This is a genomic window from Alteromonas sp. MB-3u-76, from assembly GCF_002831605.1.
Lineage (GTDB): Bacteria > Pseudomonadota > Gammaproteobacteria > Enterobacterales > Alteromonadaceae > Alteromonas > Alteromonas hispanica.
Genome location: NZ_CP025115.1, coordinates 2399076 through 2417230 on the forward strand (window position 1 = coordinate 2399076; position 18155 = coordinate 2417230).

General features: G+C 44.2%; 12 protein-coding genes, 2 tRNA genes and 1 pseudogene. 4 read left to right on the plus strand and 11 right to left on the minus strand.

The window, feature by feature from the left end:
• Nucleotides 1-25: 25 nt before the first annotated feature.
• The 5 genes from infB to CW735_RS10745 form a co-directional block, all read right to left on the minus strand.
• Nucleotides 26-2608: a translation initiation factor IF-2 gene (gene infB, locus CW735_RS10725; RefSeq protein ID WP_071979821.1), complete on the minus strand. Its 2583-nt coding sequence runs from the start codon at nucleotides 2606-2608 to the stop codon at nucleotides 26-28.
• Between the two features lie 24 nt (nucleotides 2609-2632).
• Nucleotides 2633-4129 (minus strand): transcription termination factor NusA, encoded by a 1497-nt coding sequence (nusA, locus tag CW735_RS10730; protein ID WP_071979822.1) that lies wholly within the window; start codon nucleotides 4127-4129, stop codon nucleotides 2633-2635.
• A 45-nt stretch (nucleotides 4130-4174) separates the two neighbouring features.
• Nucleotides 4175-4633 carry a ribosome maturation factor RimP gene (rimP, locus tag CW735_RS10735; protein WP_071981274.1) on the minus strand — a complete coding sequence of 153 codons (459 nt, stop codon included), beginning with the start codon at nucleotides 4631-4633 and terminating at the stop codon, nucleotides 4175-4177.
• Nucleotides 4634-4974: 341 nt separating this feature from the next.
• Nucleotides 4975-5979, minus strand: a complete 1005-nt coding sequence (locus tag CW735_RS10740) for a response regulator (protein WP_100972065.1) — start codon at nucleotides 5977-5979, stop codon at nucleotides 4975-4977.
• A 12-nt stretch (nucleotides 5980-5991) separates the two neighbouring features.
• Nucleotides 5992-9216: an MHYT domain-containing protein gene (locus tag CW735_RS10745; protein WP_100973240.1), complete on the minus strand. Its 3225-nt coding sequence runs from the start codon at nucleotides 9214-9216 to the stop codon at nucleotides 5992-5994.
• 289 nt (nucleotides 9217-9505) lie between these two features.
• On the opposite strand from CW735_RS10745, the gene istA reads away from it, so the two are divergent.
• A complete protein-coding gene (gene istA, locus CW735_RS10750) occupies nucleotides 9506-11032 on the plus strand; it encodes an IS21 family transposase (RefSeq protein ID WP_083595408.1) in 1527 nt (508 codons plus the stop codon).
• A 14-nt stretch (nucleotides 11033-11046) separates the two neighbouring features.
• Nucleotides 11047-11832, plus strand: coding sequence for an IS21-like element helper ATPase IstB (gene istB, locus CW735_RS10755; protein ID WP_269529678.1), 786 nt, complete (start codon nucleotides 11047-11049; stop codon nucleotides 11830-11832).
• Between the two features lie 30 nt (nucleotides 11833-11862).
• Here istB and CW735_RS20130 read toward each other — a convergent pair whose 3' ends face one another.
• The 5 genes from CW735_RS20130 to CW735_RS10780 all read right to left on the minus strand — a co-directional run bounded on the left by CW735_RS20130 (nucleotide 11863) and on the right by CW735_RS10780 (nucleotide 16031).
• On the minus strand, nucleotides 11863-12048 hold the full coding sequence (locus tag CW735_RS20130; RefSeq protein ID WP_100972067.1) for an MHYT domain-containing protein: 186 nt from the start codon (nucleotides 12046-12048) through the stop codon (nucleotides 11863-11865).
• Nucleotides 12049-12394: 346 nt separating this feature from the next.
• A tRNA-Met gene (locus CW735_RS10765) sits at nucleotides 12395-12471 on the minus strand.
• A 54-nt stretch (nucleotides 12472-12525) separates the two neighbouring features.
• Nucleotides 12526-12602: transfer RNA gene (locus CW735_RS10770), tRNA-Met, on the minus strand.
• 193 nt (nucleotides 12603-12795) lie between these two features.
• Nucleotides 12796-13098, minus strand: coding sequence for a 4a-hydroxytetrahydrobiopterin dehydratase (locus CW735_RS10775; RefSeq protein ID WP_071979825.1), 303 nt, complete (start codon nucleotides 13096-13098; stop codon nucleotides 12796-12798).
• Nucleotides 13099-13301: 203 nt separating this feature from the next.
• On the minus strand, nucleotides 13302-16031 hold the full coding sequence (locus CW735_RS10780; RefSeq protein ID WP_100972069.1) for a TonB-dependent receptor plug domain-containing protein: 2730 nt from the start codon (nucleotides 16029-16031) through the stop codon (nucleotides 13302-13304).
• 409 nt (nucleotides 16032-16440) lie between these two features.
• On the opposite strand from CW735_RS10780, the pseudogene CW735_RS10785 reads away from it, so the two are divergent.
• Nucleotides 16441-17346: pseudogene (locus CW735_RS10785) on the plus strand (mechanosensitive ion channel family protein).
• Nucleotides 17347-17405: 59 nt separating this feature from the next.
• Nucleotides 17406-17564 (plus strand): entericidin A/B family lipoprotein, encoded by a 159-nt coding sequence (locus CW735_RS10790; RefSeq protein ID WP_071979827.1) that lies wholly within the window; start codon nucleotides 17406-17408, stop codon nucleotides 17562-17564.
• 122 nt (nucleotides 17565-17686) lie between these two features.
• On the opposite strand, the gene CW735_RS10795 is transcribed toward CW735_RS10790, so the two are convergent.
• Nucleotides 17687-18133, minus strand: a complete 447-nt coding sequence (locus CW735_RS10795; protein WP_100972073.1) for a MaoC family dehydratase — start codon at nucleotides 18131-18133, stop codon at nucleotides 17687-17689.
• Nucleotides 18134-18155 lie beyond the last annotated feature (22 nt).

Genomic DNA, 18155 nt, shown 5'->3' on the forward strand with positions numbered 1-18155 from the left:
TTTAAATGCCAATTAGAACAGGCAATTAAATTTCGCGTTTAACCTCAACGACTTCGAAGACCTCAATTTGGTCACCTACTTTCACATCGTTGTAGTTTTTCACGCCGATACCACATTCCATGCCGTTACGAACTTCTTGGACGTCATCTTTAAAGCGACGTAGCGATTCTAGTTCGCCTTCGTATATCACGACGTTATCACGTAGAACGCGGATTGGATTGCTGCGCTTGATGTTACCTTCGGTAACCATACAACCTGCAATCGCACCCAACTTAGGCGATTTGAATACGTCGCGCACTTCAGCCAAACCAATAATTTCTTGTTTGAACTCAGGTGCAAGCATACCGCTCATAGCCGCTTTCACTTCGTCGATAAGACTGTAGATTACGCTGTAGTAGCGCAAATCAATTTCTTCCGCTTCTAGCACTTTACGGGCAGATGCATCGGCACGAACGTTAAAGCCAACAACAATTGCACCAGATGCCGCTGCAAGTGTAGCGTCAGTTTCAGTAATACCACCAACACCGCTACCAACGATATTCACTTTTACTTCTGATGTAGAAAGTTTAATCAGTGATTCAGCAATCGCTTCGACAGAGCCCTGTACATCAGCTTTTAGTACGATGTTCAATTCGCTCACGTCCCCTGATGCCATGTTCGCAAACATGTTTTCAAGTTTCGCTTTTTGCTGACGTGCTAGTTTAAGCTCACGTTTCTTCTGATGACGCTTAGCCGCTACTTCACGAGCTTTACGCTCGTCTTGAACGACCGCCGCATCTTCACCAGCAACCGGTACACCAGATAAACCGAGTACTTCAACAGGTGTTGATGGACCAGCAAATTTCATTTCTTTGGCGTTTTCGTCGCGCATTGCACGAACACGACCGTACTCTTCACCACATAGCAAAATATCACCTGGGCGAAGTTGGCCTTCTTGAACCAATACAGACGCAACAGGACCACGGCCCTTATCTAGACGTGATTCAATAACGATACCGCGACATGGACCTTCTGGCACTGCTTTCAGGTCAAGTAGTTCTGCTTGAAGCACGATGGCTTCTAGTAACTCTTCAACACCCATACCAGTTTTCGCTGATACGTTACAGAACTGGTGATCACCGCCGTATTCTTCAGGAATAACTTCAAGTTGTAGAAGTTCGCTCTTAACGCGATCAGGGTCTGCAGACTCTTTATCCATTTTGTTCACTGCAACAATCAAAGGTACGCCAGCCGCTTTAGCATGCTGAACCGCTTCTTTTGTTTGCGGCATAACGCCGTCATCTGCAGCAACAACCAAGATAACAATATCAGTAGCAGTTGCACCACGTGCACGCATTGCTGTAAATGCCGCGTGTCCTGGTGTATCAAGGAACGTAATCTCGCCGTTATCAGTTTCTACTTTGTATGCACCGATATGCTGAGTAATACCACCTGCTTCTCCGTCAGCAACTTTCGCACGACGAATGAAATCTAGTAATGATGTTTTACCATGGTCAACGTGACCCATGATAGTCACTACTGGAGCACGAGTGGTTTTAACCCCGTCCATGCCTTCTGCTAGTAATTCATCTTCTAACGCATTGTCGTTAACTAGCTCGTACTTGTGACCCATTTCTTCAACAACGAGAACTGCTGTATCTTGGTCAAGTACTTGGTTAATTGTAGCCATCTCACCCATTTTCATCATGGCTTTGATAACTTCGTTAGATTTTATTGCAAGTTTGCTCGCTAACTCACCAACCGTAATGGTTGCGCCAAGTTTAACTACGCGCTCCACAGGTTGTGCCGGCTTGTTAAAGCCTTGCTTAAGATGTTCGCCAGCATGCTTTTTAGACTTGCGACGACGGCGTGACGAGCGCTCTACTTGCATGTCTTCTTCGTCTTCTGCTTCTTGAGCATAACGATTTGAGTGCAAGTGAACTTCTTCAGCCTCAGCTTTCTTGCGACGCTCTTCTTCTTCCTTCCAGCGACGCTCATTTTCTTCAGCTAGCTTACGCGCTTCTTCAGCTGCTTTCTTAGCATCTTCTTCAAGCTTTTTCTGAGACTCTTCTTCTTGAGCCTTACGCAAACGCTCTTCTTCTTGGCGCGCTTCTTCTTGCTTAGCTTTTTCAGCTTCAGATAACTCAGGCTCGTTCTTCTTGCGCGCTTCAGCTTCTTTCTTCGCTTGTTCCGCTCGACGAGCACGCTCTTCATCAGCCGCTTTCTTTGCTTCTGCGGCTTTTCGCGCTTTCTCTTCTGCTGCTTTCTTCGCTTCTGCAGCCGCTTTTTCTTCAGCTTCGCGCTTCAGACGTTCTTCTTCCTGACGCTTCGCTTCTTCTTCAACGTCAGTACGTTTTATGTAAGTACGTTTTTTGCGTACTTCAACTTTTACTTCTTTCGACTTTCCAACGCTTAGTGTACTGGTCGTCTTGCGCTTTAATGTCATGCGCGTGGGCTCTGCGGAGCTACCGTGTTGCTTACTTAAATGATCCAACAGTTTTTGTTTCTCTTCTTCGTTAATTTGAGCGCCGGCACTTTTAACAATACCCGCGTCTTTAAATTGGCCAACCAATCGGTCAACGGTCGTACCAATGTCGCTGGCGAGCTTTTCTATAGATACATCTGCCATTACGTAATTATCCCCCTGTTGACCTTACTCTTCTTCACTGAACCAAACGATATTTCGAGCAGCCATGATTAATGCACCCGCCGATTCATCGTTAAGTTCATCGATATCATTGATATCATCGGTACCTTGTTCTGCTAACTCTTCTAGGTCGGTAATACCGCGGCTGGCCAACACATAAGCCACGTGTTTACTCATACCTTCAAGATTTAATAAGGCTTCTGTTGGTTCTGCACCTTCAAGAGACTCTTCGTCTGCAAGTGCTCGCGTTGTTAGGAAGGCACGCGCTCTTGTGCGCAATTCTTCAACGGTGTCTTCGTCTAATCCTTCAACCGCTAAAAGTTCACTCACTGGAACGTAGGCTACCTCTTCTAGTGTGGTAAAGCCTTCATCGACAAGTACTAACGCAAAATCTTCGTCAATATCCAATCCAGTTGTGAATAGGTTAAGTACCTTCGCATTTTCTTCTTCGTGCTTCTTGTTGAGATCGTCAACCGTCATCACGTTAAGTTCCCAGCCACTTAATTGGCTGGCTAGGCGTACGTTTTGGCCGCTTCTTCCAATTGCTTGCGCAAGGTTATCAGCCTCAACCGCCACATCCATCGTATTGTTATCTTCATCAACAACAATCGATGCAACCTCTGCTGGTGCCATGGCATTGATAACAAATTGAGCTGGGTTTTCATCCCAAAGCACAATATCAACACGCTCACCGCCTAATTCACCAGATACTGCTTGTACGCGTGAACCACGCATACCAACACAGGCACCTACTGGGTCTAAACGCTTGTCGTTAGTCTTAACGGCAATCTTTGCGCGTGAACCTGGATCTCGTGCCGCAGACTTTATTTCTAAAGTCTCTTCCGCAATTTCTGGAACTTCTAGTCTAAACAACTCAACAAGCATATCTGGGTGCGTACGGCTGATAAATAACTGTGCACCACGAGCCTCAGGACGAATAACATAAAGTAGACCACGCACTCTATCTCCTGGACGGAATGTCTCTCTTGGGAGCATATCGTCACGGTAGATAACACCTTCTGCGTTATTACCTAGGTCAATAATAATATTGTCGCGGTTAACTTTCTTAACTGTACCCGTTACCAACTCGCCGACTCTATCTTCGTACTCAGCAATCATTTGCTGACGTTCTGCCTCGCGAACTTTTTGTACGATAACTTGCTTCGCCGTCTGCGTTGTTATGCGGTCGAACTTAATAGATTCAATTTGTTCTTCAACAAATTCACCAAGTTCGATTTCTGGCTCGTCGACTTGCGCCGCAGAAATCGTAATTTCGGCATAAGGATTTTCCTGTTCTTGATCATCAGGAATTACTAGCCAGCGTCTAAATGTATCGAAGTCGCCTGACGTTCTGTCAATGCTTACACGAACTTCAATTTCGCCTTCGTTTTTCTTTTTTGTTGCGCTTGCAATTGCGAATTCCAGCGCTTCAAAAATCTTTTCTCTAGGCACTTGTTTTTCATTTGAAACGGCTTCCGCCACTAACAAAATTTCTTTATTCATTTTCGCCTCACTTTTGCTTTCTTCGATGAAAGCAGAGCTGTTCCGTTAATCGAACGTGGGAACAACGTTACCTTTTTCGATATTCGCCACAGCTAACTGGAACTGCTGGCCATCCACTTCAATACTTACCATGCCGTCTTCGCACGCAAGTAATTTGCCTTTGAAATTACGTCTGTCATCCATTGGCATAGACAAACGAACTTGAATTACTTCACCTACAGAATCTTGATAGTGCTTTTCCTTGAAAAGCGGTCTATCCATTCCTGGTGATGACACTTCTAAGTTATATTCGGTGCTGATCGGATCTTCTACGTCTAATATTGCGCTCACTTGATGACTAACATCTGCACAATCATCTACGGTTATACCGTTTTCGTGATCAATAAAAACGCGAAGAATCGAATGTTTCCCCGCACGTACAAACTCGACACCAACCAATTCAAAACCCAAGGCCTCAACACCAGGGTTAAGCATTTCGGTCAGCTTATCTTCAAGTTTTGCCAATCCAAACCTCCAAAAACAAAAAAAGGGCATAAAGCCCACCTGTCATCACCTAGGAAAAACGAATTTCTCTAGGTTTTAATACAACAAAAAGCCCCGGACTAGCGGGGCTTTTTGTTGTAATTCTGAACCCATACATAACGTCTTAGAAAGCGACATCTATGTAGGTAAAAACACCGTTAGGTGATAGCTTACTATGAATAAGTGCGTTACTTTCCTGAAAATGTGAGGGAGCCCGCTCTTATTACTTTATACAAGCATTATACTGGCAGCTGCCTCATTTAGCAACAGCGGGACAACATTTTAAGTCTCGCTGTGTGGCTAAGTATCTATGCAAAGTGGTATTACTCCCCTTCTTCTTTAAACGTCTCTTTAATTTCAATAATCTTTGGCAGCATTGCAATAAGAAGATCGACAAGCTTTGGTTCAAAGTGTTTGCCTTTCTGACTTTGAATAAACTCTACCGCCTTTTCTATGCTCCACGCCTCTTTATAAGGCCTTTTACTTGTTAAAGCATCGAAAACATCAGCAAGCGCACAGATGCGACCCTCTATAGGAATCTCTTCCCCCTTCAAACCTTTTGGATAACCCGTGCCATCCCATTTTTCGTGGTGCGTCATTGAAACGGATTTGGCAACCTTCAAAAGTAATGAATCGCCGCAATCACCAATAATTTCTGCCCCAATCTCCGGATGTCGCTGCATATCTTTAAATTCTTCCCCCGTCAGCTTTCCAGGTTTGAGCATAATGCTATCAGCAATACCTATTTTCCCTATATCGTGCATAGGAGCAGCATGGAGTAAAGTTGTGGCTTGCTCTTCAGATAACCCATAAGCCAACGCTAACTCTTTTGAGAAATGACTCATACGCATTACGTGCATGCCAGTCTCGTTGTCTTTATACTCAGCTGCGCGGCCAAGCCGCTGAACCACATGCAGTCGACTCTCCATAAGCGCCTCAGCACGAACCAAACTTAAATGGGTTTTTACTCGTGCTTTAACCACAGCAGGTGATATAGGTTTAGTAATGTAATCTACTGCACCAACTTCAAAGCCCCTCGCTTCATCCATATCGTCGTTGAGAGCGGTAACAAAGATAACAGGAATATGTTCAGTAACTTCATTGTTTTTAAGTGACTCACAAACCTCGAATCCCGTCATTCCAGGCATCATGACATCCAGTAAAATGAGGTCGGGCCTACGAGATGAGGCAATCTCAAGTGCCTCATGACCATCACGAGCAAACACTAATTGATATTGACTAGATAGAAGTTGCTTTAGAACCCGCAAATTAGCAGGTTCATCATCAACAAGTAACAAAACCGGATCCGCAATTTTAGTATCAAGCATAGTCAGCCTCTACTATGTTTCTAACGTTTTTAGCAGTTCATCCACATATTTTAACGCCGATTTGAAATCGAAGTTATCAATATGGAGCAGCACTTGAGATATGGCGTCCTCGTGTAGAGAGACGGCCTCGTTACGCAGAAAAACCAACTCACTCTCATCTATCATGTTTTGAAGCAGGCTTTGCTTTAACTTAACAAGATGCTCAGTCAGCACTGCATTGTTTGCCATGATGCTGTCTGCGCTTTTATCTTTAAGGCTATCTGCCTTGGTGCCATTATTTGAACCTTCAGAAAAGGTGTGAACGTGTTTTTCTGCATTATTTAGGGCAGCTATGAAAGAAGCGACATCGTCTAGATCGTGCTTCAACAACGCTAATTGGTGGTCGTCTATTTGCTGCTTAAGCGCTTGCGATTCGATGGTTTTAACATGCCGATAGAACGTAGTTAAACATAGGTTTCCAGAGGTTCCCTTTAGCGCATGTAAAGCGGCAATCGCATCGTTTGTGTGATTGTTTGATACAGCATTACCAAGCGCAATTAATTTACTACGCGCAAGATTTAAAAATTTGGTTAATTCAGAGAGTACAATCTTTTCGTCACCCCACATTAAGGTAGCTCGCTCCAAATCAATAATGTCTCGATTTTGAAGAACGCCAATTGTTCGACTGGACAAAACCTCACTAACCAGTGGTTCTTTTGCATCTGACAACAATGCGTTATCAAACGCTTTTGAAAGAACGTCTTTAGTGTCTGCTTTTAGAACTCTCGCTACCTCGTGCATTAGTGAAGTAAAGTCGACAGGCTTGTTCGCAAAACCTTCCATGCCAGCATGTTCAGCTGCCAATTTATCCTGTACGAGAACGCTAGCGGTGAGTGCTATCATGGGTACATGGTCTAATTTGTTATCTTTTTCAAATTGACGACGCTGTTTTGCTGCACTAAGCCCATCTAACTTAGGCACTTGTAAGTCCATAAGCACAATATCGAAATCATGCTCCTTCATCTTTTTCAGCGCTTCCTCTCCGTCCTCAGCTGACGTTACGTCATGACCAGCGCGAGTAAGGAATAGAGTAAGAAGCTCTATATTTTGTTGGACATCATCGGCAACCAAAACTTTCAAAGCCCGTATTATGTTCGAATGAGAGGTGCGCGAAGAATTTGTCTTTACCGAAACATCAGCAGGCTTAAGTGGCAAAGAAAAAATGAAAGAAGATCCTTCGTTCTTTTCACTAGAAACAGATATTGAACCTCCCATTAACTCAACCAACTGTTTTGATATTGTTGTACCAAGCCCAGTGCCTCCATATTTTCTGCTCATTGAGGCATCTGCCTGAGAAAAAGGATCGAACACACGCTCTACTTGCTCTTTGGTCATACCGATACCGGTATCACTCACTTCAAAAATAATATCTTTACCATGCTCATAAACAGAGATGACAACCTCTCCTTCATGCGTGAACTTAACTGCATTGCCAATGAGATTATTGAGTACTTGTCTTATTCGCTCTGGGGCGCCAATAAAAGCGTCACCTATTTGAGCATCTACCGATAAGCGCAGATCAACTTGCTTTCGCTTTGCCTCTAACCAAAAGGTGGAAACAACCAGGTCTAACTCCTCTCGTAAAGAAAACTCTCTGAGCTCAATATCGAGCTTGCCTTTATCGAGTTTGGCGCTATCAAGAATGTCGTTGAGTAAATGCAACAAAGACCGAGCAGAGCGATTGATAGTAGTAAGATGTCCTTTTTGATCTTGATTTGTAGCTTCGCTCAACATCAAGTCACTAAAACCAATTATGGCGTTCATGGGGGTTCGAATTTCGTGACTCATGTTGGCGAGGAACGCAGCTCTAGCAGCTGCAGCTCCTTGCGCCTTATCCCGAGCAGCCTTAAGCGCGTTCTCCATATTTTTTCTAGGCGTGATATCTGAAATAAACCCATCTATATATTTCACTTCATCATGCTCGTTATCAACAAAGACCCCCTGCTCAATAACCCATTTAACCTCTTCACATTTGGTAATTATTCGATACTCAAGAGTAAAAGTGCCTTCGCCTGCTCTTTTTTCTTCAATATATTTTCTATCCTCTGGATGATAAAGAGAAGCGAAGGTGCGCTTAGGGTCAGGTAGCATAAACTCTTCTGCACCATATCCTGTGAGATCTTTTACAGCGTCGCTTAAGAAAATCATCTGCCGTTTTGGACCCGCGAGTTTGCGATAGGCCATACCGGGTATGTTAGCAATTAAACTTCTAAATTTAGCCTCACTCTCTCTTAACTTGTTCTCAATCGCTTTTCGCTTTCTCAAGTCTGAGGCAAGGGAGACAAAGATGGCGCGCCCATTAATTCGAGTGTGTCCAATCCCTGCTCTTATAGGGATCCTTTCTCCACTTTTTCTCAGCACCTCAGCCTCAATCCCTCTGCCAATTGCCCGCTCTTCTTCAAAGGAAGTTTTTTTGAAAAAGTCTGGCCCGTAGAGATGTCTGCGCTCCGGCGTAACTAACTCATTAGCGTGCATGCCAATTAGCTCTGAGACTTTATATCCGTAAACGTTCTCTGTCGCAGGATTAGCAGTGCGAATAATCCCGTCGTCGCCAAAGGTAATAATGGCATCTACGGCAGTGTCTGTAATAGCTCTCTGTACTCGCTCACTTTCAATAGCTCGCGTCATTGTATCTCGATATTTAAACAATAGACTCACGCCTAGCGCCGATGCAATCAGCACAATAGTCACTACCGCGGTTGCCACAGCTAAATATGTTGTGATACCCGATGGCTGAGAAGTCAGTTCAAACCCAGGTGGTAGTACAAACCGTGCTGCAGCCATGCCAGTGTAATGCATACCCGCAATAGCAAACCCCATAACAACACTGGCCAAACTGACATGCCTCAATGATACCCGTTTGGTGTTGACGCTGGCTCGAATGCCAAACTTTATCCACAAAGAGAGCATTGCCAAGACAACGGCTACAACAATGGAAAATAGAAACATAGGTAGGTCATAACGTAACAAGGGCGCCATATCCATCGCCCCCATGCCAATGTAGTGCATACTACCAATACCCGAGCCCATTAACACTCCGCCCTGCATAATTTCAACAGCAGAAACCTTCCTCTTTGTTAACAGATGTAATGCAACCCAAGACGCCGCCACCCCGGGTATAGCAGATACCATAGTTATTGAGACGTCGTAATTTACTTGCGTACAAAGCTCTAAAGCCAACATGCCTAGGAAGTGCATAGACCACACACCGCCTCCTAGGGCAAAGCTTCCGGTGGCGAGCAAAATATTTTTTCTTAATTTGTGTTTGGTTACCGCAGCTTGGCTTGCTGTTAATTTGCACCGCTATGGAGCCATTACACTTGCGGCGTAATGGCGCCACCTAATTTGCACCTAATGGCGCCACCTGATTTGCGGTTAATGGCGCCACTTTAGTCACCCTTTTTACCCTCAAACTTCATTGTAAATAGCGTATCTTTATGTCTACTTTTTAGACAAGGAGATGCGCATGGCAAACAAGAGGTTTGAAATGTACCAATATCGACAAATACTCGTTCGGATGCGAATGGGTGAATCTAATCGTGCTATTGCCCAAAGCGGGTTAATGGGACGCAAAAAGGCACAGAAGTTGAGGGATACCGCACTTGAGCATGGCTGGTTAGATAAACTCAATCCCTTGCCTGACAACGCCCAATTGGCGACCGTGCTAAATGTTACCGTGCATACACCATCATCTAGCGTGTCTTCCGTGTTACCCCATGCTGGGAAGGTCAACAAGTGGATTGAAAGCGGCGTGCAAGGCAGCACTATCCATCAAAAGCTGGTAGACAGTTATGGTTTCACAGGAAGCTATTGGGCGGTAAATCGTTATATCAAAAGTGTGATTGCCAGTGAGCCAGGCAAGGTCTCGACAGTGATGGAGTTCGACCCTGGTGATGCGGTGCAAGTGGACTTCGGGTCTGGTCCGTTGATGGTGGATACCCGCACAGGCGAGCTGCGTAAAACATGGGTGTTTGTGATGACGCTAGCGTGGAGTCGCCATATGTACGGTGAATTTATCTGGGACCAAAGTGTTGCCACATGGCTATCTTGCCATCGCCGTGCGTTTGAGTGGTTCAACGGTGTACCCAAGCGCGTGGTAATCGACAATCCAAAATGTGCCATCACGAAAGCGTGTTATCACGACCCCGATGTACAGCGTGCTTATGCTGAATGCGCGGAAGGTTATGGTTTCTTAATTGCGCCATGTCCGGTGCGCGACCCGCAAAAGAAAGGGCGTGTTGAATCCAATGTGAAGTACATCAAGAATGCCTTCGTGCCACTGAAGGAGTTCCGCAGTTTAAGCGATGCCAATGCACAATTAAAAGAGTGGCTGGTGAGTGTGGCGGGTAACCGCAAGCACGGTACGACGCGTCTTTACCCTTTAACGCAGTTCAAAGAAGTTGAACAGGAATTACTTAAGCCCTTGCCTGAAGTGCCCCCGGAGGAAGCAGTATGGGCGCAAGCAAAAGTCCACGGTGATGGGCATGTACAGTTCGAACTCTGCCGTTACTCGGTGCCTTATACACTCATTCGCCAAACGGTATGGATACGCGCGGGCGATTCCACCGTGCGTATTTATCAGCAACACGAACTCAAAGCTACTCACGGTAGATTACGCCACCAAGGCGGTCGTTCAACGGTGCCAGAGCATCAACCACCTGCGGCGCAAGCCTACAACATGCAAGATCCTCAATACTGTTTAACCCAAGCAAAGAAGGTCGGGGAATACTGCCATCTGTTTGTTGAAAGATTGTTTGCGAGTCGCGTGCTAGATAACCTGCGCGCAGCACAAGGTGTGGTCGGCTTCGCCAAACGCTATGGGCCTACTCGCTTAGAAAGGGCCTGTTGCCGTGCGTTAACCTTCGACAATGTGCGCTACAGCGCCATTAAACAGATACTCGAAAAAGGCTTAGATGAGCTGCCCCATGAAACCAATGCGTTTGATAGTTTAAGCGACAGTTATACCGGTAAAGGTCGCTTCAATCGCGACCCTAACAAACTCATCCCACATTAAAAAAAGGAACAACCATGATTAACCCTATTCCAGAATTATCACCCTTACTCAAACAACTACGCCTATCAGGCATGACGGATTCACTGGCCCAGCGTAACCGCGAAGCCATTGAACACCAAATGACGTATCCTGAGTTCTTAGCCTTACTCGTGCAAGATGAAGTGGCAAGGCGAGACCAAAAGAAATACGCTACACGGCTGCGCCGTGCAGGCTTCAAATCCAATAAAACACTAGAGAGCTTCGACTTAAGCACCAACCCCACACTGAATCGCGCCTATGTGCAAGAGCTGGCAACCTGCGGCTTTATTGATGAAAAAGTGCCTGTATTAATAGCAGGGCCATGTGGCACCGGTAAAAGTCATTTAGCGCAAGCCATCGGGCACTGCGCGGTGCAAAAAGGCGTGGATGTACTGTTCTTTACCCAAGCCAAACTACTGGCAAATCTGTATGCCGCACGCGCCACCAACAGCTATGAAAAGCGCTTCCAAACCTTAGCTAAAGTACCGCTTCTCATCATTGACGACTTCGGTTTAAAGCCATTGAAATCGCCACAAGACGAAGACCTGCACGACTTAATTGATGAGCGTTATGAACAACACGCCACCATTATTACCAGCAACTTAGACTTTACAGAATGGGGAGATGCCTTCCCGAATAAACTACTTGGCGCGGCCACACTTGACCGACTTCGCCACAATGCCTATCGACTAATATTAGAAGGGGAAAGCTATCGAAAATTAAGACCTGAAAACAACATCAAAAACAACAAAACTGGACTCGCTCCAAAAAGCGGTCAATAATCAACTTGTTTGAGGGCAAAAAGAGCATGTTCAGGTGGCTCCATTACGCCGCAAATGGGTGGCGCCTTTAGGGTGCAAATTAACACTTGCTACGTTGAAAGCCATAAAAGACGCAAACACTGCAATCAGCAGAGATAAAAGAATAAGAGGAAAGTGATATGAGCTTTCAAGCAATGAGGCATCATTGTCAAAAGCGAAAATATTAAAAAACGACATATAAAAAATTAAACCGCAAAGTCATGTTACTACTTCTGCAAAATAGCACATCTTGAAATGCCCGTGACGCACATTGCAAAAAACTAGACTAATTGATGTCCCAAATAGGTCTAACCACAACAAAATCCATATCTTTAGTATCAATTTAATGTAAGACATGAAAAATGCTTAACAGCTCAAATGAAATACTGTTTAACAAAGCCAGTTGAGAATATAGGGATACTTTACGAAGCAAAATGTAGGCGTGTTGTACTGATTAAGCGCTTAATTAAGAGCGAGTTTTTTACAATAACGATGAAAAGGCGGAACAAACAAAAAAGCCTAGCAAATGCTAGGCTTTTTAAAGTGGTTGCGGGAGCAGGATTTGAACCTACGACCTTCGGGTTATGAGCCCGACGAGCTACCAGACTGCTCCATCCCGCGTCTGTACGGTAAATCATGACTGCGTCACAATTTTAAATTCTGGACTATTTTCTGTGGTTGCGGGAGCAGGATTTGAACCTACGACCTTCGGGTTATGAGCCCGACGAGCTACCAGACTGCTCCATCCCGCGCCAGAAAATATCCGTTGAGATTACTTGGCTTTTCTTCCTCGCCTCAACGTGGTGCGTATTATACATAGGGACTTTACTAACACAAGTCCCTATCATCGAAATATTGCATTTTTCTTATCGTTCGCAGGTTAATTAAACAAATTGTGCAAACTTAATACAAAGCGCATGCTTTTAACGTCAATATCTCTTTATTTTATTTAAATTTTTCCATTTTTTCGGCAAGCGAAAAGTCCAATTCACTCAATCCGTCAACATCGTGGGTAGTTAACTTCACTTCCACTTTGTTATAAACATTGAACCATTCAGGGTGATGTTTAAGTTTCTCAGCCCAGATGGCGATTTGCGACATCCAGCCAAATGCACGAATAAAACTCTTAAAAGAAAACGTTTTGGTAATGGCATCGCCTTCTCTAACCCAAGAGTCACCATCAACAACTAACTCGTTTAGTGCGGTTAGTTTGGTCTCAATGGCATTATCATCTAACTTAGTGGTCATAATCGAACTCCTGATTTATCTATCATTCACTATCGACAACATAGAAGACTTTAAAGAAGTTTGAGCAATAATGAAAAGCTGTTGCTGCAATTAGGCAAAGAAGGCCCACTCTTTAGTGGTGATATATGTTTACAAAAAAGCCGGCCCTTAAAAATAAGGGCCGGCTGTCAGGTGCTAGTATAATTCTTTTACGTCAAACGCAATTAGAACTCAACCGCCAGTCTTGCGTATATCTGACGTCCTCTTGGGTCATGAACCTTCGAGTCGAAACCACTGTTTGTGAAAACCTGAGGAGGATTTTCGTCTGTTAAATTGATACCTCCGACAGTTAATAGATAAGATGTCTGTGTATCAATCAGCGCACTAAGATCTACATTAAATTGAGCATCGAAAGTTACATGGCTATCAATTTCTTTCAAACCAGCACTGCCACAGCCCTGTGATATGATGCTGCCGTCGGCACAGTTTTGATCATCGTCGTAACTACTAATATACCGAACGAAAAGGTTTGCGCTATAGGCATCTTTTCTCCAAGTTAAACCAAGGTTAGCTCGTAACTCTGGCGAAGATACTCCGATATTAGTGAAGTTTCTTCGACCGACTCCGTCAACCTGACCCGCTTGTGGATCATTCAAGTCATAACCCAGAACATATGTTGCCGATATATTGGGAACGAACGTACCTATTTCAGTTTCAACTTTATAGCTAGCGACGAAATCTAATCCATCAGTCTCCAAAGAACTGGCGTTTACAAATGTATTATTTACCTGCAGAACTGGACCTGTCAGCGGATCGCCCGCTCGTATGATACGAGAAGTGTCCGTTGGATTTTGGTTTAACAGTGCCTGTGCACTCTCTTGAATTATCAAGTCTTCAAACTCGAAATTCCAGTAGTCCACTTCAATCGATAGATCTTTAAAAGGCTCAAAGGTCAAACCAAAGTTATACGCCGTAGACTCTTCAGGTGTCAAATCTTCATTACCCACTGTGCGCACTGCTGCAAACGCGTTGCCTTGCACTACTGAATCTGTCAGCTGCTGTAGGCTCGTGGCCCCGCCGTTTCGCATAAATATTGACGGTGCTCTAAATGACGTAGAAATAGACCCTCTCAGAGACAGATCATCGGAGAATCGATAATTAAATGCAACTTTTGGATCTATGGTGTCACCAATGCTCCCGCCATAATTTTCATACCGCAAAGCCAATTGAACATCTAATTGATCATTTACTGGTAATGCCATTTCAGCAAAGGCGGCCCAAACATCTAGCGTGCCGCTAAAGTCTGGATTACCGATAACAAAGGAGAAGCTGTCTTGGTTAGATAACTGATCATAATCCTGACTTAGTTCTTCTTCACGGTATTGCATGCCGACGGCGAGACCTGCAAACCCACCGCCCATCTCAAAGACATCAAATGAAGCGAATCCCTCGAACACTTGCAGTTTTGACTCGGAGTCAATGACTTGGTCGGCGGAGAACGAATCGATAACGTATTGTGAGTTCGGTGACGTCGTAAATGACGTAGCAAACGGATTAAAGTATTCGCAAGAACCTTGGCCCGGCACCGAAGCTGGACTACTTGGATCACAATTTGCTCCACCAAACCCTGCTAAAGCGAGATTAAACTCTGTATTAAGTACGTCTTCAACACTAAACAAAAACTCATTTTTTGCATTGGTATAACTAATCTCCCAGAAACCACTTTCAAGCTCGCCTGTTAGACTTGTATTGAATCTAAATGTTTCTGACTCAGTGTTTGCAGGGTCTGCCTCAAAACCATTACCTTCCGCTCTTCCGAGAAATTGGACCGCTGTACCAAAAGGATTGTCGGGGTGTGTTGCCGGAACGATCGGCCCACGTAGGTTTGGAAAGCTTGGTGCACCGCCACGTTCAGCCCGATTGCGAGCCATGCCGAACTCGGTTGCCCACGTAATTGTATCTGTTAATTCAAAATCAGACTTCACGAAAATGTTCAGCCTACTTTCTTCTGGAACATACGAATAACCGGGCCCAAAATCGAATTGGCACGTTCCTAAATCTAATGAGCCGAAGCCAGGATAAGGAACAGTAGCGGCAATATTTGCGTTACCGCCAAATTCTGCACAACCGGTTGGATCGATAACAGGAACACCCGGGGGAATTCCGGGTACTCCAAAGTACGAACCTGGATTACCTAAGTTACTGCTATCGTCTTGTGGGCGAGATAGACGTCTATCTGATAAAAACAGAGGATCGCGACTTGTGTAGCTAACAGCAGCCATCACATTTCCTCTATCGGAACTAGTTCCCCAAAGCCCCTGCAAAACGTACTCAGAATTATCACCATGAGCACCATCTTGATAATCTGCTGTTATTTTAGCTCCCTCATAATTGCGCTTTGTAATAAAGTTAACAACACCAGCAACGGCATCAGAGCCATAAAGTGCAGAGGCACCATCTTTTATTATTTCAACGCGGTCGATAGCTATCATCGGCACTAATGAGCTGGTGTCTACAAAATTTAGACCTTCATTAGTTTGCTGCGAGTTCACGACTTGACGTCGACTGTTAAGCATTACCAAAGTAGAAGCAACACCCAGACCTCTTAAATTTATGTTTGAGGTACCTGCCGTAGCATTTTGGGTGAACGCGTCTGGGTTATTTTCTGCGCCCGAGTTGATAGTAAGAGTCTGCGTGATATCAGCAATATTTTTTGCGCCAATCGAATCGATTGCCACACTATCGACTACTGCTAGCGGAGAAGGAGATTCGAAGTTTTCGCTTCGGCGTACAAAACTACCTGTAACAAGAATTAGCTCAACATCCCTTTTTGCTTCTTTCTCGCTTTCGGCCTCAGTTTCTTGAGTTTCTTGAGCTGATGCAATAATTGGTGAGCAAAGCAATGCAGCGCCTACAAAGGCGGCAACTGCCGTTTTACGCGTGTTCAATTTCATAGTGTGATTCCAAATCTGGGCGTTTCACTACCGGTATGTGTATTCTCGCTTTCCGCTAGCGACCTGCTATTCGATTTTCTGTTATTTTTGTGTGCAACCATAAACAACCTATGGCCACAATTTGATACTATGCCTGAATCCTAAGTTTGTAAATTTATTGTGAATAATATGTTTACATTAATTTTACACATGGTCTTACCAGTTATACTAAAGTATTATTTGTTTAGCTCAGACGCTTGTGAGTATAAATTGCTGATCACCTGTGAAATTGATTCACAAACCTTGTTGCTCCGAAACCTCAGAAAATAAAAAGCTTTTATCTTTCAATATTTTAAAAAATTCACAAAACGGAACATTTCTTGTAACTCCCAAGTCAATTACAAAACAAACGAGAGTTGCACTATTCGCCATGGAAATACCGCAAATTGACGATATCTATAAACTATTAAGCGATAAACTTGAGTCATGGATGGAAGGTGCAATAACCATCCTCCCTAATATCGTCGTCGCAATTTTAATTGCCATTGCATTTGGCGTTTTAGCTCGTGTTGTGGGCAATGTGGTTGGCAGGGTAATGCGCCGCACGTTTGAATCTCGCCAAATAGCAGGGTTACTCACTTCAATTGTTAAGTCACTGGTATTAATAGCCGGCATATTTATAGCCCTCGATTTTGTTGGCTTGAAGGGTACGGTCACCTCTTTATTAGCCGGAGCGGGGATCGTGGGCTTGGCCATAGGCTTTGCATTTCAGGATATGACCGAAAACTTAATTGCCGGTATCGCGATGGGTATTCGCAAGCCCTTTGAGATTGGTGATGTTATTGAAGCAGAAGGTGTGTTTGGCAACGTAAAAGGCATCAACCTGCGCAATACGCTTGTAGAAACTTTTTACGGCCAACTGGAAGTTATTCCAAATAAGATTTTGTTTAGAAATATTCTTACAAATTATTCCACACTCGGACATCGACGAATTGAAGTGCCAGTCGGAATTTCATATGCAGACGATATCGAAAAAGCAGTGTCAGTCATTGTCGATGCGATGAAAGAAAAAGATTAGGTAATCATGAAGGAAGATACCGCTGTGTATGCAGAGTCCTTCGGCGACTCGAGTATTAACTTACTTTTATGGTTTTGGATTAAATATCCTGGCGAACATTCATTTATGCAAGTGCGTCACGACGCAGTAAGTACAGTTAAAACGGTACTTGAAGATAATGATATTCTCATACCGTTCCCTATTCGCACTCTCGATTTCAACTCGAAAGGAAGCGATAACTTAAACACGATGTTAAAAGATACCAAAGAAACGCAGTAAACCGTTGCCGTTTAAATAAGTAAACGTTGCAATATTCATCACAGAAAATGGAGAAATCTATGAACACTTTAATAGAGTCAAAAACAGTAAGAGCCCTATTTGTTGCATTGGTAATGGGCGCTTCGCTCGGTGGCTGCGCTACAATTGAAGGCGCAGGCGAAGACATTGAAAGTGCGGGCGATGCTATTGAAGATACCGCTGAAGATGCGTCAAATTAATCGTTAAACCACATAGCTGTTAAAAACAAAACACCCTTTCCACGCAAGTGCAAACTCGCGTCGAAAGGGTTTATTTGTTTTGCAATGAATTACCTTCTTTTCACAATAGGGAAAGCTCGGCCTTAGACAATTACAGCAAGCATTAGAAAGCTTCCTACCAGTGCGGGGTTCCCACTCGACTGCAACATGCAGCTGGCTTCTACTTTGTAAAGTTTCCCTTGAGGCTTGTCTGTCACATCAATAACCTTGAATTGATATCGAATAGCATCGCCACTTTTCACAGGCTCTAAAAAGCGAAGTTTATCTATTCCATAATTAATTGTGGAAGCCACTTTTTCGCTGGCAGCAATAACTTGTGAGAACGCTTGAGGCATAAGTGACGCCGATAAAAAGCCATGGGCAATAGTGGTTTTAAAAGGGCTCTCTTTAGCACACCGTTCTTCATCTAAGTGAATCCACTGATGGTCACCCGTGGCATCGGCAAACCGGTTTATCATATCTTGAGAAACGGTCGTCCAGTCGGCCTGCTCAAGCGTGTCACCTACAGCTAAATCAATGAGTGATTTCATTTTTCTAAATTCCCTGACTTAT